Origin of the sequence: Klebsiella sp. D5A (genome assembly GCF_001620885.1) — a bacterium.
Lineage (GTDB): Bacteria > Pseudomonadota > Gammaproteobacteria > Enterobacterales > Enterobacteriaceae > Klebsiella > Klebsiella variicola.
Map to the genome: position 1 here is coordinate 239,843 of NZ_LOAR01000003.1, position 15,710 is coordinate 255,552.

Annotated in this window: 16 protein-coding genes and 1 riboswitch; of the genes, 8 read left to right on the plus strand and 8 right to left on the minus strand. The window is 58.8% G+C overall.

The window, feature by feature from the left end; genetic code table 11:
• The first annotated feature begins 10 nt into the window (after positions 1-10).
• A complete protein-coding gene (gene uvrB, locus AS136_RS04710) occupies positions 11-2,032 on the plus strand; it encodes an excinuclease ABC subunit UvrB (RefSeq protein WP_008805740.1) in 2,022 nt (673 codons plus the stop codon).
• A 250-nt stretch (positions 2,033-2,282) separates the two neighbouring features.
• On the opposite strand, the gene pmrB is transcribed toward uvrB, so the two are convergent.
• From pmrB to yvcK, 4 genes are all read right to left on the minus strand, one after another.
• Entirely contained in the window at positions 2,283-3,380 is a 1,098-nt protein-coding gene (pmrB, locus tag AS136_RS04715; RefSeq protein ID WP_012968668.1) for a two-component system sensor histidine kinase PmrB, read from the minus strand.
• Positions 3,381-3,383: 3 nt separating this feature from the next.
• Positions 3,384-4,055, minus strand: a complete 672-nt coding sequence (gene pmrA / locus AS136_RS04720) for a two-component system response regulator PmrA (protein WP_008805743.1) — start codon at positions 4,053-4,055, stop codon at positions 3,384-3,386.
• A complete protein-coding gene (eptA, locus tag AS136_RS04725; protein ID WP_012542393.1) occupies positions 4,055-5,695 on the minus strand; it encodes a phosphoethanolamine transferase EptA in 1,641 nt (546 codons plus the stop codon). Before eptA ends, pmrA begins: the two co-directional genes overlap by 1 nt.
• 103 nt (positions 5,696-5,798) lie before the next feature.
• A complete protein-coding gene (yvcK, locus tag AS136_RS04730; protein ID WP_008805745.1) occupies positions 5,799-6,704 on the minus strand; it encodes a uridine diphosphate-N-acetylglucosamine-binding protein YvcK in 906 nt (301 codons plus the stop codon).
• Positions 6,705-6,912: 208 nt separating this feature from the next.
• A riboswitch (molybdenum cofactor riboswitch) is annotated at positions 6,913-7,051 on the plus strand.
• Between yvcK and moaA the strand changes: the two genes are divergently transcribed.
• The 6 genes from moaA to AS136_RS04760 all read left to right on the plus strand — a co-directional run bounded on the left by moaA (position 7,039) and on the right by AS136_RS04760 (position 10,501).
• Positions 7,039-8,028, plus strand: coding sequence for a GTP 3',8-cyclase MoaA (moaA, locus tag AS136_RS04735; protein ID WP_022065255.1), 990 nt, complete (start codon positions 7,039-7,041; stop codon positions 8,026-8,028). Its footprint overlaps the riboswitch before it by 13 nt.
• Before the next feature lie 23 nt (positions 8,029-8,051).
• Positions 8,052-8,564, plus strand: coding sequence for a molybdenum cofactor biosynthesis protein B (gene moaB, locus AS136_RS04740; RefSeq protein WP_008805747.1), 513 nt, complete (start codon positions 8,052-8,054; stop codon positions 8,562-8,564).
• Between the two features lie 3 nt (positions 8,565-8,567).
• Positions 8,568-9,056 carry a cyclic pyranopterin monophosphate synthase MoaC gene (gene moaC / locus AS136_RS04745; protein ID WP_008805748.1) on the plus strand — a complete coding sequence of 163 codons (489 nt, stop codon included), beginning with the start codon at positions 8,568-8,570 and terminating at the stop codon, positions 9,054-9,056.
• Positions 9,049-9,297 (plus strand): molybdopterin synthase sulfur carrier subunit, encoded by a 249-nt coding sequence (gene moaD / locus AS136_RS04750; protein ID WP_012968665.1) that lies wholly within the window; start codon positions 9,049-9,051, stop codon positions 9,295-9,297. The genes moaC and moaD overlap by 8 nt, the downstream gene beginning before the upstream one ends.
• Position 9,298: 1 nt before the next feature.
• Complete coding sequence (gene moaE / locus AS136_RS04755) at positions 9,299-9,751, plus strand: molybdopterin synthase catalytic subunit MoaE (protein ID WP_023322253.1); 453 nt, start codon at positions 9,299-9,301, stop codon at positions 9,749-9,751.
• A gap of 45 nt (positions 9,752-9,796) precedes the next feature.
• Entirely contained in the window at positions 9,797-10,501 is a 705-nt protein-coding gene (locus AS136_RS04760) for a Bax inhibitor-1/YccA family protein (protein WP_004142079.1), read from the plus strand.
• Positions 10,502-11,060: 559 nt separating this feature from the next.
• On the opposite strand, the gene AS136_RS04765 is transcribed toward AS136_RS04760, so the two are convergent.
• Genes AS136_RS04765 through AS136_RS04775 form a run of 3 tightly spaced genes read right to left on the minus strand, consistent with a single transcriptional unit; the run spans position 11,061 to position 14,025 of the window.
• Positions 11,061-12,026 carry a lysylphosphatidylglycerol synthase domain-containing protein gene (locus AS136_RS04765; RefSeq protein WP_023322254.1) on the minus strand — a complete coding sequence of 322 codons (966 nt, stop codon included), beginning with the start codon at positions 12,024-12,026 and terminating at the stop codon, positions 11,061-11,063.
• The gene (clsB, locus tag AS136_RS04770; RefSeq protein WP_008805753.1) at positions 12,023-13,267 is read right to left on the minus strand and encodes a cardiolipin synthase ClsB; all 1,245 of its coding nucleotides are present in this window, start codon (positions 13,265-13,267) and stop codon (positions 12,023-12,025) included. The genes AS136_RS04765 and clsB overlap by 4 nt, the downstream gene beginning before the upstream one ends.
• On the minus strand, positions 13,264-14,025 hold the full coding sequence (locus tag AS136_RS04775) for an endonuclease/exonuclease/phosphatase family protein (protein WP_008805754.1): 762 nt from the start codon (positions 14,023-14,025) through the stop codon (positions 13,264-13,266). Before AS136_RS04775 ends, clsB begins: the two co-directional genes overlap by 4 nt.
• Positions 14,026-14,156: 131 nt before the next feature.
• Between AS136_RS04775 and AS136_RS04780 the strand changes: the two genes are divergently transcribed.
• Positions 14,157-14,567, plus strand: coding sequence for a YbhQ family protein (locus AS136_RS04780; protein ID WP_012542390.1), 411 nt, complete (start codon positions 14,157-14,159; stop codon positions 14,565-14,567).
• On the opposite strand, the gene AS136_RS04785 is transcribed toward AS136_RS04780, so the two are convergent.
• A complete protein-coding gene (locus AS136_RS04785) occupies positions 14,529-15,635 on the minus strand; it encodes an ABC transporter permease (RefSeq protein WP_012542389.1) in 1,107 nt (368 codons plus the stop codon). The genes AS136_RS04780 and AS136_RS04785 overlap by 39 nt on opposite strands.
• Positions 15,636-15,710 lie beyond the last annotated feature (75 nt).

The following is a 15,710-nucleotide window of genomic DNA, read 5'->3' on the forward strand; positions in this document are numbered from 1 at the left end:
GTTTTGATCAATGAGTAAATCGTTTGTTCTGCATTCCGCCTTTCGCCCCTCCGGAGACCAACCGGAAGCCATCCGCCGCCTGGAAGAGGGGCTGGAGGATGGGCTCGCGCATCAAACGCTGCTGGGGGTCACCGGCTCCGGTAAAACCTTCACCATCGCCAACGTGATTGCCGACCTGCAGCGGCCGACGATGGTGCTGGCGCCAAACAAAACCCTGGCGGCCCAGCTCTATGGCGAGATGAAAGAGTTTTTCCCGGAGAATGCCGTCGAGTATTTCGTCTCCTACTACGATTACTATCAGCCGGAAGCCTACGTCCCCAGCTCAGATACCTTCATTGAGAAGGACGCCTCGGTAAACGAACATATCGAGCAGATGCGCTTGTCGGCGACCAAAGCGCTGCTCGAGCGGCGCGACGTGGTGGTGGTGGCGTCAGTCTCGGCTATCTACGGCCTCGGCGACCCGGACCTGTACCTGAAGATGATGCTGCACCTGACGGTCGGGATGCTGATTGACCAGCGCGCTATCCTGCGCCGTCTGGCCGAACTGCAGTATACCCGCAACGATCAGGCCTTCCAGCGCGGCACCTTTCGCGTGCGCGGCGAGGTGATCGACGTCTTCCCGGCGGAATCCGACGATATCGCGCTGCGCATTGAGCTGTTTGATGAAGAGGTCGAGCGCCTGTCGCTGTTCGACCCGCTCACCGGCCACGTGGAATCGACGGTGCCGCGCTACACCATTTATCCCAAGACCCACTACGTGACGCCGCGGGAACGCATCGTCCAGGCGATGGAAGAGATCAAGCTGGAGCTGGCGGAGCGGCGCAAGGTTCTGCTGGCCAACAACAAGCTTCTGGAAGAGCAGCGCTTAACCCAGCGTACCCAGTTCGACCTCGAAATGATGAACGAACTGGGCTACTGCTCGGGCATTGAAAACTACTCGCGCTTCCTTTCCGGTCGCGGGCCCGGCGAGCCGCCGCCCACTCTGTTTGACTATCTGCCGGCAGACGGTCTGCTGGTGATAGACGAATCCCACGTTACGGTGCCGCAGATCGGCGGTATGTACCGGGGCGACCGGGCGCGCAAAGAGACGCTGGTGGAGTACGGTTTCCGCCTACCGTCGGCGCTGGATAACCGGCCGATGAAGTTTGAAGAATTTGAAGCGCTGGCCCCGCAAACCATCTACGTCTCGGCAACCCCGGGCGCCTACGAGCTGGATAAATCCGGCGGCGAAGTGGTGGATCAGGTGGTGCGGCCGACCGGTCTGCTTGACCCGATCATCGAAGTGCGGCCGGTAGCCACCCAGGTAGACGATCTGTTGTCAGAGATCCGCCTGCGCACGGCCATCAACGAGCGCGTGCTGGTGACCACCCTCACTAAGCGGATGGCGGAGGATTTAACCGAGTATCTTGAGGAGCACGGCGAGCGGGTGCGCTATCTGCACTCGGATATCGACACCGTCGAGCGCATGGAGATTATCCGCGACCTGCGCCTTGGCGAGTTTGACGTGCTGGTAGGGATCAACCTGCTGCGTGAGGGGCTGGATATGCCGGAGGTGTCGCTGGTGGCGATCCTGGATGCCGATAAAGAGGGCTTCCTGCGCTCCGAACGCTCGCTTATCCAGACCATCGGCCGCGCGGCGCGAAACATCAACGGCAAGGCCATCCTTTACGGCGATAAGATCACCCCTTCCATGGCCAAAGCCATTGGCGAGACCGAGCGTCGACGGGAGAAACAGCAGCGTTATAACGAAGAGCATGGCATCGTACCGCAGGGCCTCAACAAGAAAGTGGTGGATATCCTGCAGTTGGGCCAGGGCCTGGCGAAAACTAAAGCCAAAGGGCGCGGTAAAGCGAAGGCCGTTGAGCCTGCCGGGCTTAGCGCCGTGGAGATGACGCCAAAAGCGCTGCAGCAGAAGATCCACGAGCTGGAAGGGCAGATGATGCAGCACGCCCAGAACCTCGAGTTCGAAGAGGCGGCGCAAATTCGCGACCAGTTGCATCAGCTGCGCGAGCTGTTTATCGCCGCCTCCTGAGTCCCGGCGCATACTGCCGGAGTGGGCGTGTGGGGCGTAGTGAAGGCGGGACGCTTCTCTCATTGTCCCGCTACCAGATAGCAAACCTTTGAGAAGAAAAAAGGCCGCATTGCGGCCTTCTTAATGTTTGCTTAATCTCGCCAGGCGACACTAACCTCCCCATGATGAGGATAGCGCCCATGCAAAAAATCAACTTCCGTGAATATCTGGCGGTCGCCACCGCCCTGGTTATTATTGTTGCCTTTTTCCATCAGTGGGTACTGACGTTCTGACCCGCGCGCCGCGGGAATAACACCCACGCGCGGACGCCGGGCCCCGGCTGGCGGTTGTGCAGGAAGAACTGGGCGTCATGCAGCTGAGCAATGCGCGTGACGATACTCAGTCCGAGGCCTATGCCGCCGTAGCGACTGTCCATGCGCACAAACGCTTTACTGAGTTCGCCGCTTTTCGCCTCATCAATCCCTGGGCCTTCATCTTCCACCGCCATCACCGGCATCAGGCCCGCTTTCACCGACACGCGGATAGTTGACCCTTCCGGGCTGTAGCGGTGAGCATTCTCCACCAGATTGCGCAGGATCACACGGATTAACGTCGCGTCGCCAGAGACGATGGCCTCGCTTTCGACATCCGTCAGCAGCAGCCGCTGCTGACGCTGCGCCAGCATGGTCTCCAGCTCATCCTGCAGCGGTTTGACCACGTCATCCAGCAGCAGCACCTGCTGATAGCTGCCGGCGGAAAAAGACTGTCCGACGCGCGCCAGCTGCAGCAGCTGCGAAATGCTGGTGGTCATCTGGTCGAGGCGCTGGATCAGCGGGTCGACGCCCACGCCGTGCACTTTCGCCAGTAGTTCGAGGTGCAACCGCAGGCCGGCCAGCGGGGTACGTAGCTCATGCGCCACGTCGGCGGTAAACAGCCGCTCACGGTCGAGGGTCAGATTGAGGCGGGAAACCAGCTGATTCAGGGCGGTGGTCACCGCCGTGACTTCGGGCACCGATTCGCTGAGCACGATGGGGGTGAGGTTGTCCGGCGTGCGGCTCTCCAGCTCGCTTTGCAGTCGGGAGAGCGGGCGGGTGATCTTGCGCACCGCCAGCATGCTGATATACAGCGCCAGGCCAACGATCAACAGGCTCGGCACCAGCAGGCTGGCGACCGCTTCCCGTACCTCATGCTCCACATGTTTCTGGTTATTGTGGCCTTCGATGGCGCTGGCCACCAGCAACTGGATCTGCTCTTTGCTCTCATGCCATAGCCAGAAGACGCTGATCAGCTGGCAGACCACCAGGATGGCGCCAATGGTCAGCAGCAGTCGGTGGCGCATGGTCCAGGTTTCGGTTGCAAACAGAGCCATGGTCTATTCCGTGTCGATGTGGTTAGCCAGCATATAGCCAAAACCCCTGACGGTGCGGATCCGCGATTTGCCAATCTTTTCGCGCAGGTTATGAATATGCACCTCAAGGGTATTGGTCGCCGGCTCGTTGTCCCAGCTGTAGATGTCGTTGTAGAGGATTTCACGATGCACCGGGCTACCGGCTTTCATCATCAGCCGCGACAGCAGGGCATACTCTTTTGGCGTCAATTCCAGCGCCGTCTCACCCAGCCATACCAGGCGGCGGGTGACGTTGAGGCGCAGATCGCCGACGCTGATTTCGTTATCGCCCTGGTTATTATGCCGGCGGAGCAGGGCGCGAATGCGCGCATTCAGCTCTTCCAGGGCAAAGGGTTTCACCAGATAGTCATCCGCGCCGGTATCGAGACCGCTAATGCGATCCTCAAGCGTATCGCGGGCGGTGAGGATCAGCACCGGCTGGGTCATCTTCTCCCGCCGCATGCGGGTGAGAAAATGCAGACCGTCTTCATCCGGCAGGCCGAGGTCGAGTACGATCAGGCTGTAGTGATTGCTGGCCAACGATAGCGCCGCTTCGTGCGCTGTGGAGACGCCGTCGCATACGTATCCTTCACTTTGCATCGCCAGAATCAACCCCTGCAACAGCAGCGCATCGTCTTCAATGACTAAGATTTTCATCAACCAGCCTCTCTACATGGCGTTAAAATATCATCTGCTGCCTGGTACTCGTGGGTGCTGACGCCGAGCAGGCCGAGCAGGGTGGAGAACAGATTATCTTGTGAATAATCCTTCGTCTTGGCCTGTTGTTGCAAACACTGGCTGGAGACACCGTAACGTTGCTGGTAATCCGGCGACAGCCACAGCAGCATGGGCACGTGTTTTTGCGTATCCGGCGCAATTGAGTACGGCAGACCATGCAAATAGACGCCATCTTCACCCAGCGATTCGCCGTGATCGGACAAATAAACCAGGCTAGTGGTAAATTTATCCTGTTTGGATTGTAGTAATTTTATCGCTTTATCAACAACATAGTCGACATACAGAATGGTGTTGTCGTAGGTATTGGTCAACTGTTGTTGCGTACAACTTTGGATTTCATTGGTATCGCAGGTCGGGGTGAATTTTTTGAATTCAGCCGGATAGCGGTTGTAATAGGTCGGGCCGTGGCTGCCGATAGTATGCAGTACGATAATGCCATCCTGTTTCAGGTTGTCGATGTAACTGTCCAGATTATGGAACAGGACCTCATCGTAGCACTCGCCGTCGATGCACTGACCGCTGAGGTGCAGATCGGTGACGTTTTGGTGCGGTACGCGGTCACAGGCGCCCTTACAGCCACCGTCATTGTCGTTCCACAGCACCTGAACACCGGCGCGCTGCAGAATATCCAGGACGCCTTCCTGATGGTGCGCCAGTTCTTCATCGTAATGCGCGCGCGGCATATTGGAGAACATACAGGGGACGGAAACCGCAGTTGCCGTGCCGCAGGAGGTGGTTTTCGGGAAGTACACCACGTCGTCCTGTTGCAGGCGTGGGTTAGTCTCCCGATCGTAGCCGCCCAGCGAGAAGTTCCCGGCGCGCGAGGTTTCGCCCAGCACCACAATCGTCAGGTTTTTGCGGGGGCCGCTATGCATCACCGGTTTCTGCCTGGCATCTTCGCCAATCTTCACCAGCGGCAGATTGTCCATGCGGTTGTGCGCATACCACGAGTTCAGCGCCACAATGCTGTTGGAGGGACTCAGGGATTTCACCAGCTCTTTGTTGTTACGGAACACCGAGGCGTAATCTTTGTAGAACAGCGCGGCCACCAGAATAATCAGCAGCGCCGAAACGGCAATATTGAGCAGGCGCATCGCCGCGCCGCGCCACCGTGTGGCGGGCTTACGGATTTTCACCCACCAGGCGACGAATACGGCTAAAACCCCCGAGAGGCCGAGGACGGCGATCATTTCGCCGGAGAGCAGAGCAAAGCTCTCCGCCGGAGTGGTGTCGAGGATATTGGTGATCATGCTGCGGTCGATCACTACCCCGAAGTTCCAGATAAAGTACTGCGCCGACGCGCTGAGCAGAATAAACAGGCTGATGACCACCCGATCGAGCTTCAGGAACGAGGCGAGGGTGGTGATGATATTCATCACGCTAATGGCCACGATCGGCATACTGAGGAATACCAGCCAGTTATGCAGGCTGTTTACCGGCAGTAACGGGAAAACCTGGCGATAAAAAGCCAGGTTGAGAAAGATACCGATATAGCAAGCAAAGAGAATCAAATAAGTCGTGCGGCTGAAGAGCGGCCGACGCAGAGGCAATAACGACATAATACCTACCCACAGAAAGAGATAAGCGTATAGTGCCAGCCCTATTTTAAGACAACCTTAAGATTTTAAGGTGCACCGAAGGTTGGCCCTCCGGCGCGCAGCGTCAGCCAGGAAGCTGAATCGCCTTTTCCAGCGCGCCGCGGAGCAGCGCCCGATCATGGCGATAGGGCACGTCACTGGCCTCCAGCGGCGTCTGGATCACCAGCCGGTCGTTGATGCCGCGGATATCGGCTTTTGGCCCGGCGATCACCGCATCCACCACCCGCTTACCCACATAGCGCTCCATAATCGCAATGCGTTCCGCCAGCGACAGCCTCGCCGCCGGGCTGTGCTCTTTGCCGAGGTTATCGATAAACACCATCGGCGCCGGGGTGCGGCGCAGCGCCTGGGCCATCTCGTCGAGCAGCAGGATCGGCAGCAGGCTGGTGTAAAAGCTGCCCGGGCCGATGAGGATCAGATCGGCTTCGGCGATCGCTTCCACCGCCTCGCGGGTGGCGGGTACCGGTGGGGTAAGCATCAGCTCCTGCGGTAGGTTGTCGAGCTGATCGATATTCACTTCGCCGTAAACTTCATGGCCTTCATGATCGAGCGCCATCAAATCCACCGGTTGTTCCGACATCGGGATAAGAAACGCGTCTACTTTGAGCAGGTTTCTGATTAAATTGATAGCTTCTAAAGGCCGCACGCTCAGGTGGTCCAGCGCCTTTAACATCAGATTTCCGAGGTTATGCCCGGAAAGTTCGCCATTACCGCTAAAACGATACTCGAACATCGCCGACGCCACGCTGGGCTCGGCAATTAACTGATTGATGCAGTTGCGCATATCGCCCCAGGCAATGCCGCCTTCCGAGCGGCGGATCCGCCCGGTGGAGCCCCCGTTGTCGGTGGTGGTGACAATGCCGGTCAGCCGCGAGCCGAGCGAGGAGAGGGAGGACATCACCCGGCCCAGACCATGCCCGCCGCCGAGCGCGACCACCCGATCGAGGTCAGCGAATGTACGATTGCGCATAGAAATTCCTTATTTCACATAAACGGCCACACACTACCCGATCTACCCCTAAAAGACGATGGGAGGAGCCCGACAAACTGACCGACATCAAGGCAAAAAAATGATTTATGGCTATTCTGTAGCGAAAATGCACGAAGGTAGCGATATATACAATGTTATATAACGAAATCGCAAATGGCGAAACCGTCCGTAACGCGCTACTATCGGCATAACCTGTTAACACTCTAGCCTCTTCGCCTGTGTCAAAAGATATGGCGGTTTGGCCGCGACCCCTCCGGGTGTCGCCAGGGCGTGGGAAGAAATGACCGCGCCTCCCGTATTTGGAAAGGTGTATATGGCCTCACAGCTTACCGATGCATTCGCGCGTAAGTTTTTTTACCTGCGTCTGTCGATTACCGATGTGTGCAACTTCCGTTGCACCTACTGCCTGCCGGACGGCTACAAACCCGGCGCCGTCAATAACAACGGCTTTCTCAGCGTAGACGAAGTGCGCCGCGTCACGCGCGCTTTCTCCGCCCTGGGCACCGAAAAAGTTCGCCTCACCGGTGGGGAACCCTCTCTGCGTCGCGACTTCACCGAAATCATTGCCGCGGTGCGTGAAAACCCGGCGATCCGTCAGATTGCGGTTACCACCAACGGTTACCGCCTGGCGCGCGATGTCGAACGCTGGCGCGATGCCGGGCTGACGGCGATTAACGTCAGCGTTGATAGCCTCGACGCCCGTCAATTTCATGCCATCACCGGCCAGGACAAGTTCCACCAGGTGATGGACGGCATTGATGCTGCTTTCGCCGCGGGCTTTGACAAGGTGAAGGTCAATACCGTGCTGATGCGTGATGTTAATCATCACCAGCTCGATACCTTTCTCGCGTGGATCCAACCCCGTCGTATTCAGCTGCGTTTTATTGAGCTGATGGAAACCGGAGAGGGCAGCGATCTGTTCCGCCGTCACCATCTTTCCGGCATGGTGCTGCGCGACGAGCTGCTGCGCCGCGGCTGGATCCACCAGATCCGCCAGCGCAGCGATGGCCCGGCGCAGGTCTTTTGTCACCCGGATTACGCCGGTGAAATCGGCCTCATCATGCCGTATGAAAAAGACTTCTGCGCCACCTGCAACCGTCTGCGCGTCTCATCCGTTGGCAAACTGCACCTGTGTCTGTTTGGCGAAGGCGGCGTCGACCTGCGCGACCTGATGGCTGAGGACGAACAACAGGCCGAGCTGGAAGCGCGGATAGCGGAAGCCTTGACCCATAAAAAGCAGACCCATTTCCTGCATCAGGGCAACACCGGTATTACGCAGAACCTGTCCTATATTGGCGGTTAATCGTTTTCGAAAGGAGCATTCAGATGAGCCAGGCTAGCGCTGAGTTTATTCCGACCCGTATTGCTATTCTTACTGTTTCCAGCCGCCGTGGCGAAGAGGATGATACCTCCGGCCACTGGCTGCGCGAGGCGGCGCAGGAGGCGGGACACCATGTCGTCGATAAGGCGATTGTGAAAGAAAACCGCTACGCCATCCGCGCCCAGGTGTCGGCGTGGATCGCCAGCGATGACGTGCAGGTGGTGCTGATCACCGGCGGGACCGGGTTCACCGAGGGTGACCAGGCGCCGGAAGCGCTGCTGCCGCTGTTTGACCGTGAGGTCGAAGGCTTTGGCGAAGTGTTCCGCATGCTGTCGTTCGAAGAGATCGGCACCTCGACGCTGCAGTCCCGGGCCGTGGCCGGCGTCGCCAACCGCACGCTGATTTTTGCCATGCCGGGCTCGACCAAAGCCTGCCGCACGGCGTGGGACAACATCATTGCCCCGCAGCTGGATGCCCGCACCCGTCCGTGTAACTTCATTCCTCACCTGAAGAAATAATCTATGTCACAACTGACCCATATTAACGCCGCGGGCGAAGCCCATATGGTGGATGTCTCCGGCAAAGCGGAAACGGTGCGCGAAGCGCGCGCCGAGGCTTATGTCGAAATGCAGGCGGCGACGCTGGCGATGATTATCGACGGCAGCCACCACAAAGGCGATGTGTTCGCCACCGCGCGTATCGCCGGGATCCAGGCGGCAAAACGTACCTGGGAGCTGATCCCGCTGTGTCATCCGCTGATGCTCAGCAAAGTGGAAGTCAATCTGCAGGCGCAGCCGGAACATAACCGGGTGCGCATTGAGTCGCTCTGCCGTCTGACCGGTAAAACCGGCGTTGAGATGGAAGCATTGACCGCCGCCTCCGTTGCCGCGCTGACCATCTACGACATGTGCAAGGCGGTGCAAAAAGATATGGTCATTGGCCCGCTGCGCCTGCTGGCGAAAAGCGGCGGCAAGTCCGGCGATTTTAAGGTGGACGAACGCCATGATTAAGGTTCTGTTTTTCGCCCAGGTGCGCGAACTGGTCGGCACCGATGCCCTGACACTCGACGCCCGCGACCTGGCAACCGTCGAGGCCGTGCGCCAGCAGCTTGCCGCGCGCGGCGACCGCTGGGCGCTGGCCCTGGAAGAGGGCAAGCTGCTGGCGGCAGTCAACCAGACGCTGACCGCGTTTGACCATCCTGTCGCCAGCGGCGACGAAGTGGCGTTCTTCCCGCCGGTGACCGGAGGCTAAGATGACGCAAACTCGTATCGTGGTTAGCCCGGCACGCTTTAGCGTCGGCGATGAGTATCCGTGGCTGGCCGAGCGCGATGAAGACGGTGCGGTGGTTACCTTCACCGGTAAAGTGCGCAATCACAATCTTGGCGACAGCGTGAAAGCGTTAACGCTGGAGCACTATCCGGGGATGACTGAAAAATCGCTGGCGGAGATCGTCGACCTGGCGCGCGAGCGCTGGCCGCTGGGCCGGGTGACGGTTATCCACCGCATCGGCGAAATGTGGCCGGGGGAAGAGATTGTGTTTGTCGGCGTCACCAGCGCCCACCGCGGCAGCGCCTTCGCCGCGGGCGAGTTTATTATGGACTACCTGAAAACCCGCGCGCCGTTCTGGAAGCGTGAGGCGACGCCGGAAGGGGAACGCTGGGTCGACGCCCGCGACAGCGATCGTCAGGCGGCAGAGCGCTGGTAGTGTGATACGCTTACAGGGTGAAACTTTGTTAATCAGGAGAGAGTCATGGACAGATATCCGCGTTCCGATTCAATCGTGCAGGGCCGTACCGGCCTGCAGACTTACATGGCGCAGGTATACGGCTGGATGACGGTCGGCCTGCTGCTGACGGCGTTTATCGCGTGGTTTGCGGCGAATACCCCGGCGGTGATGATGTTCGTCTTTTCGAGCAAAATCACTTTCTTCGGGCTGATTATTGCCCAGCTGGCGCTGGTGTTTGTGCTGTCGGGGATGGTGCAGCGGCTGAGCGCCGGGATGGCCACCACGCTGTTTATGCTCTACTCGGCGCTGACCGGGCTGACGCTGTCGAGCATTTTTATCGCCTATACCTACTCATCGATCGCCAGCACCTTTGTGGTCACCGGCGGGATGTTCGGGGCGATGAGCTTGTATGGTTACACCACGAAGCGCGATCTGAGCGGCTTCGGCAGCATGCTGTTTATGGGGCTGATTGGCATCGTGCTGGCATCGCTGGTCAACCTGTGGCTGAAGAGCGAGGCGCTGATGTGGGCGGTGACCTACATTGGGGTGGTGCTGTTTGTCGGCCTGACGGCGTATGACACCCAGAAGCTGAAAAACATCGGCGAGCAGATTGACACCCGCGACAGCGCCACGCTGCGTAAATACTCGATCCTCGGGGCCTTAACGCTGTACCTGGACTTTATCAACCTGTTCCTGATGCTGCTGCGTATTATGGGCAACCGCCGCTAACCTCTTAATATCAAAGAGTTGCATCTCCTAACGCCCGGTAAGCGCAGCGCCGCCGGGCGATATATCAGGGACGGTACCCGTGATTTTGCCGGGTGGCGGCTGGCGCCTTATCCGCCCTACGGTGCGTGCGACCTGTCGTTAATTTATTCACCTTTCTTGCTGAAACTGCCGGTGCTGACGGCCTCAAAATCGCTGAGACGTTCCCGGAAGGCCGGGGCAGCCCGCATGGATGCGGGCTGAGGGCCGTGTTTTGCAGGGACGCTGCCTCGGCCCGACCCGAAGCCTGCAGGGATAAGTCGAAGGCACCACGAAGTGGCGATTTTGCTGGCCGGAGCCCGGGGGTACAGGGGGCGGCGGCGACTGGCCGCCCCCTGTGCGCTCCCTGCGCCATGAATGACATAACGCAGAAGACTAACCGGGAGCGCAAACTACGCTGAAGCCACAGATAATATAAACAACCACACCGCAGTGCTTCCCCTCACCCTGTCCCTCTCCCGGAGGGAGAGGGAACCGTCCGGCTGGCGTTTAGACCTGCCAAGCGCAGCGCGACCTGGCCGTGTCATTCGCGGGCCAGCTTACGCTGGTTCTTTTGCCGCAGCTTTTTCGCTCGACTCTCCAGCAGCAGATAAGCCACCGTCGCCAGCAGCAGCGGCAGGAAATAATAGAGCGCGCGCCAGGCGAGCAGGGCGGCGATAATCGCGCCCTTCGAAATCTCCTCTCCGGAGAGCATGGCGATAAACACCGCCTCCAGCACGCCGATACCGGCCGGAATATGAACGATCACCCCGGCGATACTGCTCACCAGCAGCACCCCTAATACCAGGAAATAGTTAATTTCGCTGCCCAACAGCAGCCAGATTATCGCCCCCATCGCCATCCAGTTCGCCGCCGAAATCCCCATCTGCAGCAACGCGAAGCGCCAGGAGGGCAGCACCAGCCGCTGGCCTTTAATCGTCAGGTGACGGCGTTTGGCAAACGCGCAACCGAACAGATAGCAAAGCGTAAGGATCAGCATCACCCCGCCGATAATGCGCAGAGTGGTCTGGCTGATGTACCAGTGCGGCGGCAGCTTCACCAGATCCGCCGTAAATATCACCCCACCGAGCAGGATATAGCCCAGCCAGTTGGTGGTAATGCTTAATGAAAAAATACGGGTGATGGTGCCGCCGTTGAGCCCCAGCCGCGAGTACAGCCGGTAGCGCATGCCGATCCCGCCGACCCAGGTGCTGAGCGTCAGGTTAAAGGCATAGCAGATAAACGACACCAGCATCACCTGGCGTTTCGCCAGCTTATGCCCACAATAGGCCCGGCCAAGCAGATCGTAGCAGCCGTAGATCAGATAGCTGACGATGACCAGCGCAATGGCGCTAAACAAGGCCAGCCGATCGTAGCCGCGGATCACCTTCCACACGTCCTGCCAGTCGACTTTTTGCGCGTAAATCACCAGCAGGACGATCACCGCGATAAAAAAGAGCACGGTAAGTACTCTTTTCGCCATCCGCCAGCGGGGATGCGATTTGCTCATAGCGGATTATCCCTGGTTTGTGAGTCGACACGATCCTGGGTTTCAATCTCCGGCTGCACCGGCGGGCTGACCCTGGCCAGCCGCGGCGTATGGGCTGGTAGCCAGCCGACCCACGCCGGGAAGTGGCGCAGAAAGTGGAAGGCCATCACGCTGACGCCCAGCCGCCACCAGTTGCGTTTCGGCAGCATCGTTTTATCGATCCGCTGGCAATCCCTGGCGATAAGCCCGTTAAGGTTATCGCGCAGCGTCTGGTTAAACACCCGGTCGTGGATAATCAGATTGGCTTCCAGATTCAGCGACAGGCTCAATGGATCCAGGTTGCTCGACCCGACGGTGGCCCAGTGGTCATCCGCCAGGGCGACCTTGCCATGCAGCGGACGGCGGCGATATTCGTAGATCTGCACCCCGCCCTTAACGAGATAGTGATAGAGCAGGTGGGCGCCAAACTTCACAATCGGAATATCCGGCTCGCCCTGGACGATCAGCTTGACCCGCACGCCGCGTCGCGCAGCGTTGCGCATCGCATGCAGCAGGCGGTAGCCGGGAAAGAAATAGGCGTTGGCAATGATCACCTCCCGGCGGGCGCTGGTGAGCATCTTCAGGTAGTGGCGTTCGATATCGTCGCGGTGATCCTGGTTGTCGCGCCAGATGAACAGCGCCTGCGCCTCGCCGGGAGTCTGGTTGATCTCTGGCTGGTGGCGACGGCGGCGCCACCAGCGGCGGGCGGTTTCGCTGTTGGGCAGGTTCTCCAGCTCGAACTGGAGAATATCAAGCACCACCGGCCCCTCGACCTGCACCGCATAATCCTGTTTCGCCTCCGGGCCGTAGTCGCTCATATGCTCGGCGGAGTAGTTGATGCCGCCGACAAAGGCGGTGGTGTCGTCAATCACCACGATTTTACGGTGCATCCGACGGAACAGGTTGGTGCGCATCCCCATCAGCTTAGGGCGCGGATCGTAGTAGCGAAAAATCACCCCGGCGGCGGTCAGTTCGCCGACAAACTCATCGCTGAGATCCGGCGAGCCGTAGCCGTCAAGCAGCACCTCCACCTGAATACCGCGGCGGGCGGCTTTCAGCAGCACCGCGTGCAGCCGCCAGCCCACCTCATCTTCAAACCAGATAAAGGATTCGAGGATCACCCGCCGGCTGGCGCGACCAATAGCCGCAAACAGCGCCGGATAGTACTGGTCGCCGTTCTCCAGTAGCGTAATGCGGTTGCCTTCCTGCCAACGACATTTCACAAGTGTATCTCCACGCTAAGGGGCGCATGATCGGACAGATGCCGCCATTGTTTGAGGGCCAGCGCCTTCGGGTGGCTGGCGTGGGCGTTTTTGACATAAATACGATCGAGGCGCAGCAGCGGAAAACTGACCGGAAACGTACGCGCCGGCCGTCCGCGGGCGCGGGTAAAGATCTCTTCCAGCCCGGCTTGCGCTTTTAACGGCTGATTCGCCTGCTGACGCCAGTCGTTAAAATCCCCGGCCACCACCACCGGCTCACCGGCGGGGAGGGTATTGACCCATTCTGCCAGCATGGTCAACTGCGCCTGCCGTTGGTCGGCGCGTAAACCCAGGTGAACGCAGATCACATGGATCGTCACGCCGCTCTCTGGCGGCACGATGCGGCAGTAAAGCAGACCGCGTTTCTCGCCGTTGCCGACTGAAATATCCCGATTTTCATAGTATTCAATGGGAAAGCGCGACAGTACGGCATTGCCGTGGTGGCCTTCCGGATAGACCGCGTTGCGCCCGTAGGCGTAATCGCTCCACATGGTGTCGGCGAGAAATTCATAATGGGTGGTATCTGGCCAGTTCTCGATGTGCAGCGGGTGAACCTCGTGAGCGCCCATCACTTCCTGCAGGCAAACAATATCCGCGCTGACGCTGCGCACGGCGTCGCGCAACTCGGGCAAAATAAAACGCCGATTAAACGCCGTAAAGCCTTTATGGGTGTTAATTGTCAGCACGTTCAACGAAAATCCCGACGTTGGCTCAGCCATAATTCTCCAGTAAATGTCACTTTCCTGAATAAAATAGTGTAGTAGACGTCACAAAAAGATGCGGTGTTACGGAATTTTCCGTAAAGTGCGGTACTCTGAGTAGCAGAGAAAAATCCTTCAGGAGAGAAGCCATGAAGTGGCAACAACGTGTACGCGTCGCAACAGGTCTTAGTTGCTGGCAGATTATGTTGCATCTACTGGTCGTGGCAGTGCTGGTGATGGGATGGATGAGCGGCGCGCTGGTGCGCGTCGGATTGGGGCTGTGCGTCCTCTATAGCGTCACGCTGCTGGCGATGCTGTTTTTGCAGCGTCACCACGAGGCGCGCTGGCGTGATGTGGGAGACTTCCTTGAGGAGCTCACCACCACCTGGTACTTTGGCGCGGCCATGATAGCGCTGTGGCTGCTGTCGCGCGTGCTGCACAACAACCTGCTGCTGGCCCTCGCCGGGCTGGTGATACTGGCAGGCCCGGCGGTGGTCTCGCTGCTGGCGAAAGATAAAAAACTACGCAATCTTTCTTCGGAACATCGCATACGCCGCTGAGCCGGTGGTGGCCGCTATGACCAGTAGCGGCCACAAACTTCCCCACACAATCTTCAGACTCGCATCCTTCAGATAAATTTGCTTGGTGATATCGGTAAAATGGCGGATCGGGTTTATCCAGGTCAGATCCTGCAGCCACTGCGGCATATTTTCCACCGGTGAAACGTAGCCCGAAAGCAGGATCGCCGGCATCATAAAGACGAACACGCCGATAAACGCCTGCTGCTGGGTGGCGCACAGCGATGAAATCAATAAACCGAAGCCCACCAGCGATAAGCCATAAATCACCATCGTGAAATAGAACAGCAGCAGCGAGCCGGCAAACGGGATTTGATAGGCCCAGATACCAATCGCCAGCACGATAGTCGCCTGCAGGGTGGCGACGATCAGCGCCGGCACTGCTTTGCCAACGAAGATTTGCCAGGTGGCGAGGGGCGAGACCAGCAACTGATCGAGGGTACCCTGTTCGCGCTCACGGGCCACCGACAACGACGTCACGATCATCACTCCGATGGTGGTGATCATGGCGATAAGCGACGGCACCACGAACCACTTATAGTCGAGATTCGGGTTGTACCAGTTGCGCACCACCAGTTCGCTGTTGTTCGGCTTCGCTTTCCCCTCCAGCAGCTCCTGCTGATAGTTTTTTACGATCTGCTGCAGGTAGTTGGCGGCGATTTGCGCGCTGTTGGAGTTGCGCCCGTCGAGCAGGAGCTGCAGCGGGGCGGTTTGATAGTTGTCGAGATTACGCGAGAAATCCGCCGGGAAGCGTACCACCAGCAGGGCTTTTTGTTCATCGATGGTCGGCTGGATCGCCTGCGGGCTTTTCAGCAACAGGACGTGGGTAAAGGCTTTGGCGCGGGCGAAGCGCTGAGTGAGTTCCACCGCGTGGCGGCCGCTGTCTTCGTTGTAGATGGCGATGGTGGCGTTGGTCACCTCCAGCGTCGCGGCAAAGGGAAACAACAATACCTGAATCAGCACCGGCATGATTAAAATTGCCCGCGTTTGCGGCTCGCGCAGCAGCGACTGCAGCTCTTTGCGGATCAATGTCCATAAACGGTGAAACATAATTGCTCCTTTGGCCCATTCAACCACGCCGGGCGGCACTGCGTTTGCCCGGCCTGGGGGATCGGCGAACCGTAT